The sequence below is a fragment of the Ruminococcus sp. J1101004sp1_RTP21198st1_B9_RTP21198_201120 genome (assembly GCF_040924245.1).
In the GTDB taxonomy this organism is placed as follows: Bacteria; Bacillota; Clostridia; order Lachnospirales; family Lachnospiraceae; genus Blautia_A; species Blautia_A faecis.
The window spans coordinates 70,702-90,130 of record NZ_JBCOMI010000016.1 but is presented as its reverse complement, the minus strand read 5'-3'; the positions used below and the strand labels follow the sequence as shown (position 1 = coordinate 90,130).

At 45.3% G+C, this 19,429-nt stretch carries 15 protein-coding genes; 2 read left to right on the top strand and 13 right to left on the bottom strand.

Features of this window, described 5'->3' with window-relative positions; all coding sequences use genetic code 11:
* Positions 1–94: 94 nt before the first annotated feature.
* The 8 genes from AB5618_RS12415 to prfB form a co-directional block, all read right to left on the bottom strand.
* Positions 95–2,254 carry a Tex family protein gene (locus AB5618_RS12415; protein WP_173716543.1) on the bottom strand — a complete coding sequence of 720 codons (2,160 nt, stop codon included), beginning with the start codon at positions 2,252–2,254 and terminating at the stop codon, positions 95–97.
* Between the two features lie 30 nt (positions 2,255–2,284).
* Positions 2,285–3,112, bottom strand: coding sequence for a DUF975 family protein (locus tag AB5618_RS12410; protein ID WP_173716544.1), 828 nt, complete (start codon positions 3,110–3,112; stop codon positions 2,285–2,287).
* A 162-nt stretch (positions 3,113–3,274) separates the two neighbouring features.
* Positions 3,275–4,162 carry a DegV family protein gene (locus tag AB5618_RS12405; protein ID WP_148461034.1) on the bottom strand — a complete coding sequence of 296 codons (888 nt, stop codon included), beginning with the start codon at positions 4,160–4,162 and terminating at the stop codon, positions 3,275–3,277.
* Between the two features lie 49 nt (positions 4,163–4,211).
* Positions 4,212–5,423, bottom strand: coding sequence for a hypothetical protein (locus AB5618_RS12400; RefSeq protein WP_148461033.1), 1,212 nt, complete (start codon positions 5,421–5,423; stop codon positions 4,212–4,214).
* Between the two features lie 31 nt (positions 5,424–5,454).
* On the bottom strand, positions 5,455–6,663 hold the full coding sequence (locus tag AB5618_RS12395; RefSeq protein ID WP_118580501.1) for an aspartate kinase: 1,209 nt from the start codon (positions 6,661–6,663) through the stop codon (positions 5,455–5,457).
* Positions 6,664–6,759: 96 nt separating this feature from the next.
* Positions 6,760–7,977 carry a homoserine dehydrogenase gene (locus AB5618_RS12390; protein WP_368366793.1) on the bottom strand — a complete coding sequence of 406 codons (1,218 nt, stop codon included), beginning with the start codon at positions 7,975–7,977 and terminating at the stop codon, positions 6,760–6,762.
* Positions 7,978–7,984: 7 nt separating this feature from the next.
* Positions 7,985–8,437 (bottom strand): ACT domain-containing protein, encoded by a 453-nt coding sequence (locus tag AB5618_RS12385; protein ID WP_118580364.1) that lies wholly within the window; start codon positions 8,435–8,437, stop codon positions 7,985–7,987.
* Positions 8,438–8,561: 124 nt separating this feature from the next.
* Positions 8,562–9,690, bottom strand: a protein-coding gene (gene prfB, locus AB5618_RS12380; protein ID WP_173773538.1) for a peptide chain release factor 2 whose coding sequence is annotated in 2 segments (ribosomal slippage) — positions 8,562–9,614 and positions 9,616–9,690 — 1,128 coding nt in all. Because the reading frame shifts where the segments join, the coding sequence is not laid out codon by codon here.
* A 383-nt stretch (positions 9,691–10,073) separates the two neighbouring features.
* On the opposite strand from prfB, the gene AB5618_RS12375 reads away from it, so the two are divergent.
* Positions 10,074–10,442 (top strand): NusG domain II-containing protein, encoded by a 369-nt coding sequence (locus AB5618_RS12375; protein ID WP_227200250.1) that lies wholly within the window; start codon positions 10,074–10,076, stop codon positions 10,440–10,442.
* Positions 10,443–10,445: 3 nt separating this feature from the next.
* On the top strand, positions 10,446–10,931 hold the full coding sequence (locus AB5618_RS12370) for a Gx transporter family protein (RefSeq protein ID WP_118580355.1): 486 nt from the start codon (positions 10,446–10,448) through the stop codon (positions 10,929–10,931).
* Between the two features lie 297 nt (positions 10,932–11,228).
* Here the strand turns inward: AB5618_RS12370 and AB5618_RS12365 are convergent, their stop codons facing one another.
* The 5 genes from AB5618_RS12365 to AB5618_RS12345 all read right to left on the bottom strand — a co-directional run bounded on the left by AB5618_RS12365 (position 11,229) and on the right by AB5618_RS12345 (position 19,382).
* Positions 11,229–12,284 carry an FAD:protein FMN transferase gene (locus tag AB5618_RS12365; protein ID WP_243249204.1) on the bottom strand — a complete coding sequence of 352 codons (1,056 nt, stop codon included), beginning with the start codon at positions 12,282–12,284 and terminating at the stop codon, positions 11,229–11,231.
* A gap of 193 nt (positions 12,285–12,477) precedes the next feature.
* On the bottom strand, positions 12,478–13,266 hold the full coding sequence (locus tag AB5618_RS12360) for a 4Fe-4S binding protein (protein ID WP_173770299.1): 789 nt from the start codon (positions 13,264–13,266) through the stop codon (positions 12,478–12,480).
* Positions 13,263–13,898: an FMN-binding protein gene (locus AB5618_RS12355; RefSeq protein ID WP_173770300.1), complete on the bottom strand. Its 636-nt coding sequence runs from the start codon at positions 13,896–13,898 to the stop codon at positions 13,263–13,265. Before AB5618_RS12355 ends, AB5618_RS12360 begins: the two co-directional genes overlap by 4 nt.
* A 3-nt stretch (positions 13,899–13,901) precedes the next feature.
* Positions 13,902–15,857, bottom strand: coding sequence for an FMN-binding protein (locus tag AB5618_RS12350; RefSeq protein ID WP_294432288.1), 1,956 nt, complete (start codon positions 15,855–15,857; stop codon positions 13,902–13,904).
* A gap of 135 nt (positions 15,858–15,992) precedes the next feature.
* Positions 15,993–19,382, bottom strand: a complete 3,390-nt coding sequence (locus AB5618_RS12345) for a penicillin-binding Tp47 domain C-containing protein (RefSeq protein ID WP_294432287.1) — start codon at positions 19,380–19,382, stop codon at positions 15,993–15,995.
* Between the last annotated feature and the right edge of the window lie 47 nt (positions 19,383–19,429).

Genomic DNA, 19,429 nt, shown 5'->3' with positions numbered 1-19,429 from the left:
TCTCTAATTTCCCTGCCAAACACGCTATAAAGCGTGTTTGAAAAAGGCTTTCTACAAGGCAATGGCAAGAGAAATAATGTTTTCCCTCTTCTCTTTATTTATTTAATCCCTTCATAGAAAGGCTGATCCGGTTCTTCTTCTCATCCACACCGAGAACACGAACCTCCACAACATCTCCAACGCTTACAGCTTCCAACGGATGTTTGATAAATTTTTCACTCATCTGGGAAATATGAACAAGTCCGTCCTGATGAACTCCGATATCAACAAAAGCTCCGAAATCGATTACGTTGCGGACAGTTCCTTTCAGGATCATACCCTCTTTCAGATCCTTGATATCCAGTACATCTGTGCGGAGAATCGGCTTCGGCATCTCATCACGCGGATCTCGTGCCGGTTTCTCCAGCTCTTTTACAATATCCCGAAGAGTGATCTCTCCAATTTCCAGTTCATCAGCAGTCTTCTTGTAATCCCTGATCTGTCTGGAAAGTCCGGCAAGCTTGCCTCCTGCAATATCCTCAGCGGAATATCCCAGTTTCTCAAGAAGCCTGGAAGCCGCCTCATAGCTCTCCGGGTGAACGCTTGTCGCGTCAAGAGGATTGGAGCCGCCTGTAATACGCATGAAACCAGCGCACTGCTCGAATGCTTTCGGTCCAAGCTTCGCAACCTTCAGAAGATCTTTTCGGCTTGTGAAACGGCCATTCTCCTCACGGTAAATTACAATGTTCTTTGCAATAGCCTTGGAAACACCGGAAATATACTCAAGAAGGGAAGCAGAAGCAGTATTTAAATCCACACCTACTTTATTTACAGAATCCTCAACCACACCTGTCAGAGCCTCGCCAAGCTTCTTCTGGTTCATATCATGCTGATACTGCCCTACACCAATGGATTTCGGATCGATCTTAACCAGCTCAGCCAGAGGATCCTGCACACGTCTTGCAATGGAGGTAGCACTTCTCTGTCCTACATCAAAATTTGGGAATTCGTCTGTAGCAAGCTTGCTTGCAGAGTAAACAGAAGCACCTGCCTCATTTGTAATCACATACTGAACCTTCGCTTCCGGAATCTCCTTCAGCATATCAACAATAACCTGCTCAGACTCTCTGGAAGCAGTACCATTTCCAACAGAAATCAGGGAAATGCCATACTTCTTGATCATAGCTTCTACTGTATCCTTCGCAGCGCGAATCTTCTTCTCGTTAGTAGGAGCAGTTGGATAAACAACTGTGGTATCCAGAACTTTTCCAGTAGGATCTACAACGGCCAGCTTACAGCCTGTACGGAAGGCCGGATCCCATCCAAGGACAGTCTGTCCGGCGATTGGAGGCTGCATGAGAAGCTGCTCCAGATTTTTGCCAAATACTTTGATGGCTCCGTCCTCTGCCTTCTCAGTCAAGTCACTTCTGATCTCGCGCTCGATTGCAGGAGCGATCAGACGCTTGTAACTGTCCTCTGTCACTTCTTTCAGAATCGGTGTAGTAAATGGATTGTCTCGGGTGATCACCTGCTTCTCAAGGTAACGAAGAATATCTTCTTCTGGTGCAGCTACCTTGATAGTGAGGAATTTCTCTTTCTCACCACGGTTCAGCGCCAGCACACGATGTCCAGCCAGCTTCTTCACCGGCTCCTCAAACTCATAATACATCTCGTATACAGACTGTGCCTCCGGATCTTTTGCCGTAGAACTGATGGTTCCTTTTTTTGCAGTAAGATCACGGATGTGGATTCGATAATCTGCCTCATCGGAAATATGCTCTGCAATAATGTCCTTTGCACCAGCAATGGCATCTGCCACAGAAGCAACCTCTTTTTCCTCGGAAACAAAGGCTTCTGCTTCTTCCTCGATGGACTTGCCTGTCATCTGAAGCATAATAATATTTGCCAGCGGCTCCAGACCTTTTTCCTTGGCAATTGTTGCCCTGGTACGTCTCTTCGGACGGTACGGACGATAAAGATCCTCTACCACTACCAGTGTCTGTGCTGCCAGGATCTGTGCTTTCAGCTCTTCTGTCAGTTTTCCCTGGTCCTCAATGCTGGAAAGAACCTGATTCTTCTTGTCTTCCAGATTTCGAAGATAAGTCAGTCTCTCGTTCAGGTTACGAAGCTGCTCATCATTTAAGGTTCCAGTAGCTTCTTTTCTATATCGTGAAATAAAAGGGATGGTGTTTCCCTCATCGATCAATTTAACAGCAGCTTCTACCTGCCATTTCTGCACCCCAAGTTCCTGGGTGATTACCTGTAAAATATCCATTTTTTCAATCTCCTCTTGTTGCTTGTATTTCTAATTTCTGTAACCGTCATTATTTTCTGTATCATATCCGTTTCCAGAATCATTGGTCCAGTTATGAAAGCCGCCGTCAGCAGTTCCATCTCCTGGCAGTCTGTAGTCCAGTTCCCCATCCAGATCCCGATAAAATGCCACCATGGACATTTCCATATAAGGCATGATCCAGAAAAGTGCAATATAGAACGTGAACACAGATAATAACAAAAGCGGGATAAAGCTGAGATTCAGCTTCACATATCTCCAGATATTTCCCTTCATCAGCCTTGCGCTCTCTTTCAGTGCCTGGATTCCTCCAAGCTCTGTGTCATCCGCCATGAGAAAGTAGGTCATGGCAAATGGAAGGGAAATAAGAAAATTCAGCAAAGTGCTTACAGCCAGCAGTCCCAGAGTCATGGAAAGCCACTGGATCTGGGAATCCACAGTCAGTCCCGGATCTGTGGTAAAGCTCACATAATAGTAAGGGATTGCTGTGACCAGCTGGATCAGCGCCAGCACAAAGCCTGCAACGATCACCCTGTCTGGCTGGTTTTTGAAAAAGTAGCCCAGATCTCCCAGAGAAAACTCCTTTCCCCTGGAAATATTCAAAAGCATATACCCCAGACCAGCGGAAATGATCCCCACGATCAGTGACACCACCAGCATAAATACTTCACTGAGAACCAGATCCAGCGCGGATGTGCCAGAAAATAAATTGGTAGAAAGGATTGTTCCTAAAGTATTCAGACCATACACTGCCAGAAGCCCAAGGATCACAGTTCCAACATGTCCCTGCAATGCCTTTTTTGCCTGCAGTTTGATTTCCTTCGTACTTCTTTTTTTCATAATCATCATTCTCCTTTGCAGTGAAACAGCAGGCCGGGATTCTGATGCATCCCGGCCAGATATATTGCAGCACCATTTCGCTGTTTTCACTTTTTGCTCCATTAAGCCATGCCAGTTGTTCCCAATATAGCATTCTTCCATCTGACATCTGTAATTTTTTAATTACGCCGTTCTCTTGTTTCCCCAGAAAAACAGCGCTACCGTACCAGGACCTGTATGGCTTCCGATGGTAGTTCCGATGTTATTGATCTCAACCTTCCCATTTAATTTCGGGAAACGCTCTTCCACCAGCCTTGCCACTTCCCTGGCATCCTCTATACATGCGGACTGGGAAATATAACATTTCCCACTATAGTCAAGTCCGCCCTCAGCGTACTCTTCCATTTTGTCTACAACAGCCCGGATCACCTTTTTCTTGGTACGGATCTTAAATCTTGGGATCAGTTTTCCCTGATCATCCATATTCAGCAGCGGGCAGATATTCAGCATCGTGCCGAAAAAGCCGCTGGCCTTGGAAATACGGCCTCCTCTGATATAAAACGTAAGATCTGTGGAAAAAAACCAGTGATGCAGGTTCAGCTTGTGTTCCTCCGCCCAGGCATGAACCTCCTCAATGGGTCTGCCCTCATCCCGAAGGTCTGCAAGTTTATCCATAAAAAGCCCATATCCGGAGGATGCTCCCAGAGAATCCACCACCAGGATCTTACGCCCCGGATATTTTTCCTCCAGATCCGCTTTTGCAACGTTAGCTGAATTGATAACGCCAGAAATTCCTGAAGACAGGCAGACATGGAGCACATCTTTTCCCTCTTTCAGAAATCCTTCGAAATATTCTTCGAATTCATCTGCATTTACCTGGGAAGTCTTGGTGGATGCACCATCCTGCATGGCCTTATAAAATTGGTCAAATGGCATAGACTGTCCCAGATCATCTGCATATTCTTTTCCATTTAGTTCATAATGAAAGCAGATATAGGAAATATTTCTTTTCTCAAAATGTTCTTTCGTAAGGTCTGCTGTGGAACAGCAGCTGATCACATAGTCGCTCATATTTCCCTCCTGTTACTAATTTTGCAAAACCTCCAGATCGGGTTCTCCCTTATTCTGGAAGAATTTCATTTCTGTACGCAACACTTGCCACTGTATCCGGATCCTCATCCTTGTTAAACCAGAACTGTGCCCGGTTGTCAATCTTGGTATCTGCAGTCTTATAAATATTCAGGTAATCTCCGTCCTCATCACACGCATAGCCTTTTTCCTCTGCAGCTGCGATCAGGTCCGCCTTCTTCGCACCCAGGGTAAATCCACCGGAAAGAGTAAGGGTAAGAGCATCACTGTCGTAATTGCCTACCTCAAGCTCCCGTACAAAACAGTTCTCGATGGCAGTTGCATCCTGGGTAAAATTGTAAACACTGAAATGCACACTCTGGTTATTCTTCATCATGTCTACAAATTCCAGATCCCGGCCAGCCACATAAGCGCCATCTTCCACATCCTGAAGCTCCCAGCCATTCTCAAGGAATGCAGACACCGGAGCCGGAAGGGAATAAAGATCTCCGCAGAATTCCAACTGTGGAGCCAGCAGATCATCTCCCAGCTCAGTAGGAGCGGTATAGGAAGATACGATTTCTGGAACTTCCTCGCTTACACTTCCCTTGTCATATCCTTCTGGCTCTACGAAGTTACGCATATCTACCTGCTTCAGAGTATTGTCATCCTTATATACATAGAAATGAACTTCCTCGTAATAATCTTTCGAGTAGGAATACTTGGTATACAGGTCTCCCTCGTAAGTATCGCTTGGATCACCATAAGCAGCTTTGATATCATCAAAATTGGATTTTCCCATTACGATTCCGCCAGGCAGTTCTACAGGAGTAGCCGCCACATCAAAATCATAGCTTGCATCAATATCAATTCCTGCTACCAGACACTGGTTTAATGGCAGCTGGTTGATTCCAAGATTGATCACATCTACGGAAACGCGGTCGTCCCCTTTGTAAAAACTGATGGAACCATAGGAATTGGTTCCAACGCCCATCTCCGGGTCCTCGTTCTTGCCAAGTGTCCAGTCTGCTGCAAAATCCTGGTAATACATAGGGAACTGGTAAACCTTATCCCCGATCTTCACCTGAAAATCGTACAGGCTGTCGGACAGCTCTGTAACCGTTTCTGCACCAGCCTCAGGCTCATCAGCAGCCTCTCCTGCTGCCTCTGTAGTTTCGGCTTCCTGTGCCTCTGCATAAGCCGCGGACGGAACCGCACACAGGCACATTGCTGTAAAAAGCACTCCCAATACTTTTCTTTTCATACAGAAATTCCTCCTTAGAATGTATATTTGATCAGTCGGCAAGGCCGAAAGCATCGTGTACTGCATTCATAGCCCGGATTCCGTCTTTTTCGTTGATAAGGACGGTAATACGGATTTCAGATGTGGAGATCATATTAATGTTTACGCCTTCATTGTAAAGGCTCTCAAACATCTTGGCAGCCACGCCAGGATTGCTGAGCATACCGGAGCCAACAATGGAAAGCTTGGCGATATTGCGCTCAGAGTGAAGCTCCTTGAAGCCAAGGCGCTCCTGGCTCTCCTCCAGAGTGGCAACTGCATCATCCAGATCATCCTTATTTACGGTAAAAGAAATGTCCTTTGTTCCTGCACGTCCGATAGACTGCAGGATAACATCTACATTAATATTTTTCTTTGCAAGGGTATCAAATACCTTAAATGCAACACCAGGCACATCACGAAGTCCCAGTACTGCGATCCTCACAGCGTCTGTATCCAGCGCAACACCGCTGATCAGCATTCTTTCCACGCTAACTACCTCCTTAACTACCGTTCCTTCACTGTTATTCAGGCTGGAGCGGACCACAAGGGGCACTCCGTATTTCTTCGCCATTTCCACAGAACGGTTGTGAAGTACACCCGCTCCTGATGTTGCCAGATCCAGCATCTCATCGTATGTGATCTCTTTCAGCTTTCTGGCATTTGGAACCTTACGTGGGTCGGCTGTATAAACGCCGTCCACATCTGTATAAATCTCGCAGGCGTCTGCATGAAGCGCTGCTGCCAGTGCCACGGCAGTGGTATCAGAACCGCCTCGTCCCAGGGTGGTATAATCATCATACTTATCCACTCCCTGGAATCCGGTAACGATGACAATCCTGCGGGCATCCAGCTCACGGCGGATACGCTCTGTGTCAATTCTTTTCAATCTTGCATTCTGATGGCTGCTTGTGGTATGCATGGTCACCTGAAAAGCATTCAGGGAAACCGCCGGAACGCCCAGCTTGTGCATTACCATGGCCATCAGAGATACGGACATCTGCTCACCGATGGTAAGGAGCATATCCATCTCACGCTTCGGAGGCTTGTCGTCCATATCATGAGCCATACGGATCAGCTCATCTGTATATTTTCCCATGGCGGACAAAACCACCACCACGTCATTTCCTTTTTTATATTCCTCGATACAACGGTTGGCAACATTATACATTCTCTGTTTGTCCCCAACGGAAGTACCGCCGAATTTCTTAACTATCAGCATAGTTTTTCCTTTCACGCTGTCAGTTTTATTTTTATCTGCGCATACAGACAGTTTCGCGCAGCTGCCCATTACCTGAATAACTGCGGCTTCATGTTATCAGTCTTTCACGCGGATCATGCCCAGAACATTCTCTCCAAGCGCTTTCACACGCTCTTTGTACTCGCCCTGTGTCATAAGTCTGGTAATAAAACCAAATTCTTCCGGAAGGGAATCCGGCTCGATCACAGCCTCAACCTTACCAAAAGCCTTATCCACTTCATCCAGGGAAGTATCCTTCACACGGACAAAAAAACGGCCTTCTACAGAATCCGGCTCCATCAGGGTCATCTCTTCATTGCTCCAGTTATTCGGAATCGTATCATGAAGATGCTTTGCAGCCTCCACAACGTCTGCTACAACTGCACTTGCAGTAGGAAGCTTGCCGGCTCCGCTTCCATAGAACATGGCATCGCCAAGCATGTTTCCATGTACAAAAATACTGTTGAACACTCCCTTTACGCCATAAAGAGGATTCTCCTGTCCTACAAGGAAAGGTGCTACAAGTGCGTAGAAGGAATCGTCTCCCAATTTCTTGCTTGTGCCAAGAAGCTTGATACTTCTCCCCATTTCTCTTGCGTATTCCATATCCTCTGGTGTGATCTTTGTAATTCCTTCTGTATAAACATTTTCAAAATTCAGAAATTTTCCATATGCCAGAGAGGAAAGAATGGCAATCTTACGGCATGCGTCCTGTCCTTCCACGTCAGCGGTAGGATCAGCCTCTGCGTAGCCTTTTTCCTGAGCCTCTTTCAGAACAGTATTGAAATCAGCGCCTTCTGTGATCATCTTATCCAGCATATAGTTAGTAGTTCCGTTCAGAATTCCGCTGACCTCATCGATCTCATCTGCGGTAAGAGAACCGTTGATGGCACGAATGATCGGGATTCCACCGCCGCAGCTTGCCTCGAAAAGGAAGTTGATCTTTTTCTCTTTTGCAATTTTCATAAGCTCAGGACCGTATTTGGCAACCAGAGCTTTATTTGAAGTACACACACTCTTGCCGGCTTCAAGTGCTCTTTTTGTAAAAGTATAGGCAGCACCGGTTCCTCCCATTACTTCTACTACAATTTTAACTTCCGGATCGTTTACGATCTGCTCAAAGTCATGAACAAGAATCTCTTCTACCGGATCTCCAGGGAACTCACGAAGATCCAGTACATATTTGATCTTAATCTCTTCCCCGGCTCTTTTGTTAATCAATTCATGATTGGTGCGGATGACTTCTACTACACCGCTTCCAACTGTGCCATATCCTAACACTGCAATATTTATCATCTGTCCGTTACTCCCTGCCTAAAATTTTTAAATAATGGATTCCTTCCATCTGTTCAATGTCATCCACCATTGCCTCAGCATCCCCTTCTCCCTGAAGGATCTGCACACTTAAGGTAAGAGTGGCAATACCACTGATGGGAATACTCTGATGTATGGTCAGAATATTGCCATGGTTTTCTGCAATAGCTCGAAGAACATTGGATAAAATTCCCGGCTCATCATCCATCTGTATAATAAATGTGATGGTCTTTCCCTTGGCTTCCTCGTGGAAGGGAAAAATATCATCTTTATATTTATAGAAAGAGCTTCGGCTGATTCCCACAGCGTCTGCAGCTTCCTGAACCGTAGCTGCCCGCTTTGATTCCAGAAGCTTCTTCGCTGCAACTACATTCAGAAGCACCTCTGGCACAGCCCGCTCTTTTACTACAAAATATTTATTCTTATCTGTTGTCTTTGGCATCCTGCATTTCCTTCCACTTTCACTGCGCCCTGCAAATCTCTGCCATTACAGCCGCTGTATCCAGACATAATCCGGAAACTGGCCTTACCCTGTTACCGTTCACTCCGTGAACAGCAGCATGCTTTTACTGCTGTTCTGCAGGTCTCTTCGCAAGTGCAATCCATTTCAGATATGCATTAATAAAGATATCAATGGCACCATCCATAACTGCATCTACATTTCCGGTTTCTTCATTGGTACGGTGATCTTTGACCATAGTATATGGCTGCATAACGTAGGAACGGATCTGGTTGCCCCAGCCGATATCCGTTACTTCACCTCGGATTCCGGAAAGCTTGGCTTCTGCCTCCTGCTGTTTCAGAAGATATAACTTCGCCTTCAGCATCTGCATAGCCTTATCTTTATTCATATGCTGGGAACGCTCATTCTGACACTGTACCACGATTCCTGTTGGAAAATGAGTGATACGGATAGCGGATGAGGTCTTGTTGATATGCTGTCCGCCGGCACCACTGCTTCGGTAGGTATCAATACGGATGTCCTCATCATTGACTTCTACGTCCAGATCTTTTTCAATATCCGGCATTACATCGCAGGATACGAAAGAGGTCTGGCGCTTTCCAGCCGCATTGAACGGGGAAATACGTACCAGACGGTGAACACCTTTCTCAGACTTCAGAAGTCCGTATGCGTTCTCTCCGTTTACCTGGAAGGTAACAGATTTGATACCAGCTTCATCGCCGTCCAGATAGTCCAGAACTTCAATTGAAAAGCCCTTGCGCTCAGCCCAGCGTGTATACATACGATACAGCATACTGCACCAGTCGCAGGCTTCTGTTCCACCAGCTCCTGCATTCAGTTTGATAATGGCATTCTCGCCGTCATACTCTCCTGAAAGAAGTGTCTTCACACGGATACTGTCAAACTGTGCCTGGAACTCATCCAGCATTTCCTGGATTTCTTCGATCATGGACGGATCATTTTCCTCATAGCTCATCTCGATCAGGGTCTCCATATCTTCTTTCTGGGTTACCAGATTCTGATAGGTTTCCATGTCGTCCTTCATGCTCTTTAATTCTTTCATTTTCTTCTGGGATATTTCTGCATTGTCCCAGAAATCAGGCGCTTCCATTTCGCGCTCTAATTCTTCAACCCGCTTTTCTTTGTTAGCCAGGTCAAAGTGAATCCCTCACTTCCACTAATGGTTCTGTGTATGTTGCAAGAATGCTCTTGAACTGGTCTAATTCAACCATAGCTTCACCTTCTTTCTAATATTTCTGTGTAACAGTCCAGTGTTTTCTGAATCGTTACATTTCTCCAACAATGCCGCCGGCCTGGAACGTGTTTGAAAAATCATTCCCGCGATCCGCACGGCACACAGACTTTCAAACTATACAATAGCATATTCCGTGGAAAATTACAATAAAAAGCGGTGTGGAAAGGAACAGCCACACGTTACCGTTTTCTTTATGAATAACAGGCATTCTCTCTGTTGCGATTTTTTCTCAAAAATGGATTTTAGAATAGGTTGAAAAATTTCTGTATTTCTTATATCATAAACTAATAGTCCGTTTGTGGGTCATGGTTCTATGATATAATGATTTTGGTTAAAGCGATTAATGAAGAGGTATCATTTTTGAAGAAAAAAGAAGCGGTATTTATTGGTGCACTATTGGTTATTTCAGTGGTGCTTTGTATTTTTGTTTATGCGGTTCCACATGGAACTCATGGGTCGATTCAGATTATGGTGGATGGGGAGCTTTATGGGACTTATTCACTGGCGGAGGATCAGGTGATCCAGATTGGGGATACCAATGTGTGTGAAATTAAGGACGGCGAGGTAAAGATGACAGATGCGGACTGTCCGGATCATCTTTGCATGAAGCAGCCGGCAGTGGGCAGTGCAGGCGGATATATTGTGTGCCTGCCAAACAGAGTAGTCATTCAGGGAGAGGGCGATTCAGATTCACAGGATTCCGAGAGTGGATTTGACGCAGTGGTGTAAGTGATGGATCAGAAAAAGACAGCGTATCTTGGGCTGTTTGCAGCCATTGCCATTATTTTCGGGTATGTGGAGTCGTTGATTCCGTTTTTTGCGGGAATTCCGGGAATGAAGCTGGGGCTTGCAAATCTGGCGGTGCTTTTTGTGCTGGAGAGATATACGTGGAAAGAAGCGGCGCTGGTTTCCATTGTGAGAATTTTTATTATCGGTTTTATGTTTGGAAGCGGCTCCAGTATTATGTATAGTCTGGCGGGGGCGACCCTTAGTTTGATCGTGATGGTTTTTGTAAAAAATAAGATTGGATTCGGGCAGCTGGGTGTAAGTGTGGCTGGTGGCGTTTCCCATAACATTGGTCAGCTGCTGGTGGCGATTCCGGCAACACATACGGTGGGACTGTTGTATTATTATGCTCCGGCGCTGATGGTTTCCGGAGTAATTACAGGACTGCTGATTGGAGTGCTGACGAAGGAAGTTTTAAAAAGAATTCCGTAAGGTATTAGTACCGGACGCGTTTGGACTGGATATATTCCACGCGGGGAGGCGCAACATTCCGCGGAGCTAACTGCTAACTGCGACTAAACATCTCAGGAGAGCCTTCGATGTTAAGTCTTCGTAAGCAGTGGATCTCCGCTCCATTAAGGGCGCGCCTTGAATGCCCCGCTTAGGAATATACCCAGCCCAAATGCTGTTGGTTGAAAAAGAGCTCCAGGCGATAGTTTTGAACTATCGTCGGGAGCTCTTCTTGCTATTCCATAAGCTATCAGTTTCTATGAATCTATCATGGACAACTTATAATTCGTTTACTATATATCCGTCTTTCATTAATTCGAATTTATCCATCAATCCACTTGTCACATACACATTTTTGTCTTCATCAACGAATACGGCTTCTGCATCATATTTCTCTAAAAGAGGTTTCGCGGCGTCCATACCCAGGACGAAGCAAGCGGTGGAAAGGCCGTCGGCCAGATAACCCTGGTCGCAGATGATGGTAACAGAGGTGAGACCATTCCAGACCGGGTAACCGGTCTTTGGATCCAGGATGTGGTGGTAGCGGATTCCATCATCTATGAAGTATTTTTCGTAGTCGCCGGAGGTGGAAAGGAACTGGTTGGCGTCCAGGGTGATGGCGCCAAGGTAGTCACCTTCGGTGTCACGGGGATCGGTGAGGGCTACTTTCCAGGGGGAACCGTCTGGCTTTTCGCCGTAGGTCATGACACTGCTGCCGCCTAGGTTCAGGATCATACCAGAAACATCGGGCTGGCTTCTAAGGTAGTCCATAATCAGGTCACAGCCCATGCCTTTTCCAACGGCACCAAGATCCAGGGTACAGCCATCAAGAAGGGTTACATTGTTTCCGTCCATCTGAATTTTCTCGTATCCCACTTCGGGAAGAAGAGTGTCAATTTCGGACTGGTCCGGGACATGAGGATTCTCGCCGTCAATGTCCCACAGACGGATGATTTTTCCAAGGGTGGGGTCAAAAGCACCGTCGGATTCCTGGGAAAGCTGGCGAATTTTCTCAAGGTCGGCGGCAAGTTCATCAGAGACTTCCATGGTCTTGCCATCAGCATTGTTCAGCTGGGAAATCTGGGAGTTTTCCTCTGTCCAGGAAAGGAGGGTGGTTTCCATTTCGCGGAGCTTTTCGCCAATCTGGGTGTTGATGTCCTCGCCTGAGGTATAAAGGGTTTCGGAAACTACCGTGTCCATTGCGAAATCTGCGTTGGTGTATTTTTCCACGTCAGATGCATAAACAACTGTAGTTGTTTTTCCCAGTACTGTTGCGGAAATGACAGTGAGAAGCAGGCTGCCCCAGAGGATTCCTGCCGCACTTCTCTTTCTCAAATGCCTTCTCCCATTAAACATATCCAAGCAGGTAAGTGATTGACCTCTGGACTGCTTTTTATAATGTACCTTAATTAAATCGAATTCATTCTGAAATCTTACTTTACTTCTTTTTTTACTCATATCCTGTTCTTTCTGATTTTATTTTCTCTTACTTTCCAATAGCTTTCGCCCATCTTTTCCAAGCGCGTGTTTAAAAAGAGCTCTCATCTTTCATCTTCGGAATCCCGATCCGGATATTCTTCTTCGGGCAGATTCCCTGGCAGGCGTGGCAGCAGATACATTCTCCTGAGAGAAGGGTATCACCGTCAATGTCCAGATGAGCAGGACAGCGCTTTTTGCAGGCTCCGCATTTCGCCGGACAGGTGCTTCTGTCACGGTTGAACAGTGCAGAGGGTGCTATAGGCATTATAGCAAAAATCGCGCCCATTGGGCAGAGGAACTGGCAGAAAAATCTTTCCTGGGTGCACATTCCGATCATGATCAGAAGCAGCAGCACAATCCCCACCTTGTAGGCGGCGCCGGGAAGTCTGCCAGCGGTGAGCATGGAAAACACATCCCAGGGGCTCATGCCCTGAAGCTTGCTGTACCAGCCGGTAAGGATAGATACAAGGAGCACCAGAAGCCAGATATATTTCACCTTCTGCAAAATACGAATGGCTTTTTCTGAATATCCGTGACGGCCTTTTTTATGAAAAACCTTCTGGCGGATAAACACAGTCAGCTCATACAATGCATCCCCAAGGGAACCAAATGCGCAGGCATATCCGCAGAAATGCCGTCCGAACAGGCAGGTTACCACCAGCAGCACGGCAGTCACATCCAGAAAGGAATTCCAGCTGATTGTCTGATGTGCTGCGATTGCCTGAAAAATGGACTTCACGCCTGCGAATGCCGTGGAAAAAAGTGCCGGAGCAAAAATGAAAAACAGAAGCTGGATGCCGGCGCGGATCAGCCGGATTTTTCTCTGTCTCTTTTTCATTGATTTTCCGCCTTTCCAAGTGCATCATTTACAGCGTTGATAATTCCAGTGGAACTGAAGGTTGCGCCGGAAATGGTGTCAACGTCTGTACTCTGGGAAGCCAGAATGGTGCTGATCACGCCCTGTCCCTGGGAAAGGTATGCAGAGTCTTCGCCTGGTGCACTTACCACCTGAATGTCTGTAATCGTGTCATTTTCAAGTGTAACCTGAACCTGGATGTTGCCGCCAAAGCCCTGGCCGTCTCCTGTGTAGGTTCCGTTTTTGTAGACAAGATCTTCACTTTCTTCCTCAGAAGAAGCGTTCTCAGCCTCTGTCTCATCTGTATTTTCGTCATCTTTTTTCGCGTCCTCGGAAGCATCCCCGGAAGATATTTCTTTCTCCTGTGCTTTTTGATTCTTCGCTTCCTCTTCTGCTTTTTTCTTCGCCTCTTCCTGCGCTTTTGCAACCTCTTCAAGGGCACTTAATATCTCATCCTGCTGTTTTTCCAAGGCCTCCACTCTGGTTGTCAGACTGGCGATCTGCTGGTCTTTTTCGGTATCACTGTCTTTTTTCTGCATGGAGTTGTAGCCAAGGACGGCGCCAACGATCAGAAGCAGACATAAAACTCTCATAATAAAACTCTGGTATTTCATGGATTATGCTCCTTTTGCCTGATTTAATGCATTTCGAAATGCCTGAATAATTCCCTGGGAAGAATATGTGCATCCAGATACTGTATCTACACTGTCTGCTGACTGCTTTCCCATAACCTGTCCAAGAATTCCTGCCCAGGCTGTATCTACATATTCTTCATCATCATAGGAAAAATAGGTTGCTCCCACAATCTGTCCTCCGGATATTGTTACGGTAACCTGTACACTGTCTGGTCCGTCATTACCTTCTCCAATACCAGTGTAGGTTCCATCTGTATATGCACCAGCAGGCACAGGCGTGGGTTCTGGCGTAGCTGTGGGTTCCGGCGTTACAGAATTCTCTGGTGTATCCGTCGGTTCCGGTACAGAAGTTGGCTCTGGCGTTTCAGTAGGCTCTGGTACAGCTGTAGGCTCCGGTGCAGTCGTTGGTTCCGGAACAGAAGTCGGCTTTGGCGTATTTGTGGGTTCTGGCTTCTCGGTGGAATCCGGCGCCTCAGTGGGCTCTGGCGTTACTGAAGGCTGTACCTCTGTATTTTTTGCCTGCTCCAGTGCTATTTTGGACGCATCCAGAATTCCCATAGAAGAAAATGTTGCACCACTTACAGTGTCAATTCCTTCTGTACTCTGCTTTTCCAGTATTTTAGGCTGTATGGATCTCCATGCCTTATTGAAAAAGCTTCGGGTATCTGAGTTTGTATTTGTTACTTCCGTAATTTTTCCATCTTTAATCGTCAGTGTTATGTTAACCTGTCCGGAATATCCCATTGCAGACCCTGTATAGGTGCCATCTTTCAAAAGATTTACAACCGGCTGCTCATCTGACGGATTATCCGGAGTCTTGGTAGGCTGTGGAATCTCCGTTGGAATTGGTGTTACAGTTTCATCAGGTACAGTAGTCGGGGTTGGAGTTATATCTTCTTCCTTTGAGTCTGTAGTTCCTGATTGATCAGCCTTTGAAAGAGCCTGGGATAAAGCTCCGAGAATTCCATTTGAAGAAAATGTTGCCCCACTTACAGTATCAATTTCAGAAGTACTCTGTCTGGAAATCACATTGGACTTGATTGTTTTCCATGCTTTATAAAAAAATTCAGGTGTATCTGTATTTGTGTTGCTTATTTTTTTGATTTTTCCATTTTTTATTGTAACCTTTACCGTTACGGTTCCATCAAAGCCTTCTGCCTGTCCCTCATATACGCCATCTTTATAGCTGACAGAAGTATCTTTCTTCGGTTTCTTTGCAGGTTTTGGCGTTGGCGTTGGAGTTGGTGTGGCAGAATCACTGTTTCCTGCCTGTGAAAGGGCATTCTGTACTGCCTGGATAATTCCGTTTGAGGAGTAAGTTGCACCGCTGACTGCATCCACATTCGGGGACTGGCTTGATAAAACCTTACTTACAACGCCCTGTGCGGAGGCAAAATAAGAGCCTGTTTCTCCAGAGGCACTCAATATATCAACAGCTGTGATTTTCCCACCTGATACAGTTACCTGTACGGTAATCATTCCCCCAAAGCCAGTACCGCTGCCCTGGTAAGTTCCATCTTTATAGCCGCCTTCCGGAACTTCTGTAGTTGGTGTAGTGGTGGAGCCCTGACCTACCCCTGAAGATGCAGCCGTTTTTACTGGAAGGGTCTTTGAGCTTCCTTTTTTTATACCATTTTTTTTCTTTGAAATTTTGGAAGTTTTTTTCTTTGAAGAAGCTGATGATGTGTTTTTGCCTGTTTTCAGCAGACTCTCCTCTTCTGCCTCGTCATCTGCTGTCTCATAGGAATAGGCTGTTTTCAAAAGCGATTCCAGATCCTGGGATTTTACAACCTCTCTGGTTTCAGCAGTCACTTCTTTTCCACTGCTGCCAGCCTGAGCACCTGCTGCAGCCACAGCAGCAATAACCACTGCTGCCGGAGCAAGTTTCACCAGATTCTTTTTTTCAAAAGGATTCTTATCACCGTCTCGTTTTTTCATGCTGTCTCCTGTTAAAATATGTAGTAAAATAAGTTTCTTTTTACAAGCAAAAGCAGGGGCTGTTAAAAACGGCCCCCGTTCCTTTGCCTTGCTTTTGCACAAGTATTATTTGTTATCGTAAAAGCTTTGTAATCATTATTTTACTTTTACTTTGAATTTCTTAGATACTCCATTACTTGTAACAGTGATGGTTGCAGTACCTTTCTTCTTACCTTTTACAACACCTTTTGCAGTAACAGTCGCTACTTTCTTGTTGCTGGACTTATATGTTACTTTTCCGGATGGTGTTGCGGTTGCTTTGATTTTTACTGTTTTGCCTTTCTTGATTGTTGCAGAAGATTTTGCAAGCTTCAGAGAAGGTTTCTTAACCTGGATTACTACCTTCTTAGTGTAATTTCCAACCTTTACAGTAATGGTTGTCTTTCCCGCTTTTTTCGCTTTTACAACGCCTTTGGAGGAAACAGTCGCTACTTTCTTGTTGCTGGATGTAAATTTAACTTTTCCAGTTACATCATTTTTTACAACCGTAATGGTTGTAGAGGTTTTTCCTTTGGTGTAAATTGTGGAAGCTTTTGCAGTTGCTGTAATTCCTTTGGCCGGTGCTGCAGTCGGTGCCGGAGTTACAGTTGGCTGTGTAGGTGCTACAGTTGGCTGTGCAGGGGTCGGTGTTGCGGTCGGCTGCGCCGGGGCTGGTGTTGCAGTCGGCTGTGCCGGTGTTGCGGTTGGAGCCGGAGCTTTTACAAGCATGTTAAGAGCTTCTCTTAAATGTCCGATCTGCTCTTCTACGCCATAAGTTGTCTGATTCTTAATATTTGCAAGCATTTCCTCGCACTCTTCAAGCTCATTTGCAATGCTGTCTTTTGCAGCAGCCCAGCTCTCCGGAGTATAATCAGCCTCGTTCAGGGCTTTTGCTTCTGCGATAATGTTTTCCAGTGGTGTGGAATCTGCATCACCTGCAGGTTTTGCAATATTCTCAGCTGTTGCCTGGAATTTTACAACGTAATCCTGGTATCCAAGGGCATGAACAGTAAGGATCCAGTAACCAGTTCCGTCAGTTCCTTCCGGAAGCTTGCATCTTCCAGATTCTGTAAGACCAAGCTGGATACCCATCATTTTATGCATCCAGTTATCAGCTGCAAATTTTGTTCCATAGTTTGCAAGTCTGTTTGTATAAGTGGAATCATTTCCATAATATGCCCACTCAACAGACTGCATATGTGCACCAAGATCGCCATAGTTTCCAGTCAGGTCAACTCTCAGGAACTCACCATAAGAACCATTTCCAGGTTTTACAGTTGCTGTAATTCCGTCTGCCACTTTCAGCTCTGCATCTTTGATACCAGACTCAGTTCCGTTCTGTCTTGCTCCGATTACAAAGCTTCCGTCTTCAGCTTTTGTAACTTTTTTCAAACCATTTGTATTTGCAGTTACATTTGCAACAGCTTCATAGGATTTCAGTTCTTTCTCGCCATAACCGCCGATCAGCTGTCCGCCATTTTTTACAATTGCATGGCTTTCTGCAAAAGCAGCAAGGTCAGCTCTCTTAATCTCAACCGGTACATATTTCAGTCCAGTTACGGTATATCCGGTTACATTGTTCCGGTTAAATACTTCTGATGTTCCATCGGCATAATAAACTGTTTTTCCGTCTGCGCTCCAGTGGGAAACTGTTTTTCCATTAAGAACCGCGATTGCCTGGAAGCTTCCTCTGTGAAGGCCATGGTTTGCAGTTGCTCTTGTTACAGCATCAAATGCTCCAAGGTCTGACTCACCTCTTCTGTCTTTTTCTTCAGAAGAAGCTGTGGAGCCTGCATTGTATACATCCTCGGAAGCCCAGTACTCAGCCCATGTAAGACCTGCGTATACATATACGTTTTCGTTGTAAACAAATGTTACATCTGGGTATCCGGCAGCACTTACAACTACTGTATCTCCATCGTTTACAGCTGTTTTAGAATAATCAAGAGTTCCATCCTCCTGAACAATCTTCACAGCACCTTTTCCGCTTGCAGCATACTCTTGGTCACCAATTTTTACTTTTGAAACTGTTTTGGTAAATGCAACAAACTGCTCAGCGGTAATATCTGCCGCAGCAACCAGTTTTCCTTCATACTCATCATAGGAAGCCATTACAGTATCTGTTGTTGCTGTAAAAGTAGCGCTGACAGGAGCATATTTTCCATTTGCATCGGAAATTGTCAGAGTATGTGTTCCAGGTGTAAGATTTGTAACCTTTACTCCTGTCTCTGTTGTCGCTGCTTCCACATCATCAACTGCATATTTCTTTGAATAATCAGATGGAAGTGCTTCAGATAATTCAACTTTAACCTCTGCATCTGTTACCTTGATGTTGTCAACGGTTGCACTGACACCTGTTTTTACCGGAACATAAGTATCTGGAATATCAAAATTAATTTCCCCCTTATCCGTATAGTACGTTACGCTGGAAATAGTTTTTCCCATCATGGATTTGTAGTGGTCAGAGCTTATTGGGCAACCGTGAGATTCTGTTGTAAAGCCGGTGCTCCATGCAAGTTCTTTTCCTTTCCAGATATTCTCAAGATGACGGAGTGCATAAGTGGTTCCGTCTGTTGTATTGATGATTACACCATAAATCTTATCACCATTAGATGCATTTACTACTGCCTTTACTGCTGTCTCATCCAGCTCAAGCTGATAATCTCCATATTTGGAATTAAGCTTTAATTCAGCATTCACACTAACATTCTGTTCGGACATTCCCTGAACAGCGCCAAAAGAAATATTTTCGTTCTCATCTACGCTCATTTCCTTGTAATATGCAGGAGTTTCTGCCGGAACATAATAAGTATAGCTTGGCTGTTCAATAAGAGCCGCTGCACCAGTATATGTATTAGTACTTACCTGGCCTTTCATGTTCGTAGTAATCTCTATAGTAGTGCTGTCTGTAATCTGTTTAAAATTTTCCAAATCAGAAGCTTTATTCACTTTTACCGGAAAAGTAACACCTGCAAGTTCATTTCCTTCCGCGCTTGTATGATAAGCAGCATTTCCATTCATCACGCCGCTCATCTTTGTTTTTGCTTTCGTCGCGGATGTAAATGCATCTACTTTTACATCATTGTTTTTCAACTCAGATCTGTAAAAAGCTTCATAGGGAATGTTCATCAGTACGATCTGACCATCCTCCACTGTTTTCACAGCTCCCGCTTCATTGTTGGTTTCGCCCTCAGTGTCTGCTAAAAAAGCATCTTCTGTGTCTCCGGTTTCGCCGTCCTCAAATCCAGACTCCTCTTCTGCGGCTTCTCCAGATTCAAAACCATCCTCTGTGTCTGTACCAAAATCTGCTGAATCGTCAGCCTCTGATGATTCGTCATAGTCGTCTGAAATCTCATCAGAACCATATGTAGTCTCCTCAGATACCTCAACAGCTGCTTCTCCAGAAATAAATTCCTCTGCCATAACTCCAACCGGTGAACTGGTCATCGCTACAGCTGCACTCATAATGATCGGAGCAATTTTTCTTAATAACTTTTTGTCAGCCATTCTCTTCCTCCTTGTTTAACTATTATTAGTGTTTTCTAACCTTTGTT

Coding starts and splice junctions, on each gene's coding strand:
- AB5618_RS12360 (WP_173770299.1), bottom strand. CDS start 13,266: ATGAAAAAGAGACAGAGAAAAATCCGGCTGATCCGCGCCGGCATCCAG.
- AB5618_RS12355 (WP_173770300.1), bottom strand. CDS start 13,898: ATGAAATACCAGAGTTTTATTATGAGAGTTTTATGTCTGCTTCTGATC.
- AB5618_RS12390 (WP_368366793.1), bottom strand. CDS start 7,977: ATGATAAATATTGCAGTGTTAGGATATGGCACAGTTGGAAGCGGTGTA.
- AB5618_RS12415 (WP_173716543.1), bottom strand. CDS start 2,254: ATGGATATTTTACAGGTAATCACCCAGGAACTTGGGGTGCAGAAATGG.
- AB5618_RS12345 (WP_294432287.1), bottom strand. CDS start 19,382: ATGGCTGACAAAAAGTTATTAAGAAAAATTGCTCCGATCATTATGAGT.
- AB5618_RS12385 (WP_118580364.1), bottom strand. CDS start 8,437: ATGCCAAAGACAACAGATAAGAATAAATATTTTGTAGTAAAAGAGCGG.
- AB5618_RS12410 (WP_173716544.1), bottom strand. CDS start 3,112: ATGAAAAAAAGAAGTACGAAGGAAATCAAACTGCAGGCAAAAAAGGCA.
- AB5618_RS12370 (WP_118580355.1), top strand. CDS start 10,446: ATGGATCAGAAAAAGACAGCGTATCTTGGGCTGTTTGCAGCCATTGCC.
- AB5618_RS12400 (WP_148461033.1), bottom strand. CDS start 5,423: ATGAAAAGAAAAGTATTGGGAGTGCTTTTTACAGCAATGTGCCTGTGT.
- AB5618_RS12395 (WP_118580501.1), bottom strand. CDS start 6,663: ATGCTGATAGTTAAGAAATTCGGCGGTACTTCCGTTGGGGACAAACAG.
- AB5618_RS12350 (WP_294432288.1), bottom strand. CDS start 15,857: ATGAAAAAACGAGACGGTGATAAGAATCCTTTTGAAAAAAAGAATCTG.
- AB5618_RS12405 (WP_148461034.1), bottom strand. CDS start 4,162: ATGAGCGACTATGTGATCAGCTGCTGTTCCACAGCAGACCTTACGAAA.